The sequence below is a fragment of the Rhizobium sp. AQ_MP genome, from assembly GCF_014237835.1.
In the GTDB taxonomy this organism is placed as follows: Bacteria; Pseudomonadota; Alphaproteobacteria; order Rhizobiales; family Rhizobiaceae; genus Allorhizobium.
Map to the genome: position 1 here is coordinate 1 of NZ_JACJVI010000108.1, position 245 is coordinate 245.

Below are 245 nucleotides of genomic sequence, written 5' to 3' on the forward strand. Positions count from 1 at the left end.
CAGGGTGCCTTCGACCATTTGATCTCCAGCGCCTCTACGCCACCGGGAACGGACTGAGCATGGGCCGGCAAACTGATGCCGGCGGTGGCTGCCGCAATCGCGGCAGCATGGGCCTTGAGCAGACTACGCCGCGTCAGATCTGTGTCCATTGGTTAAACCCTCCTCCATATTCTCTGCATGCTCGAAAACCATGTTTGCCGCCATGACGTCCGGAAGGCCTGAAATGGCGGCGAGTGTCGCTCCCA

The 245-nt window shown here is 60.4% G+C and carries 1 protein-coding gene; it reads right to left on the reverse strand.

What is annotated here, in order from left to right:
- The coding region (locus tag H6M51_RS24445) for a twin-arginine translocation signal domain-containing protein (protein WP_185812338.1) at positions 1–149 on the reverse strand (149 nt) is incomplete at its 3' end.
- Positions 150–245: the final 96 nt, after the last annotated feature.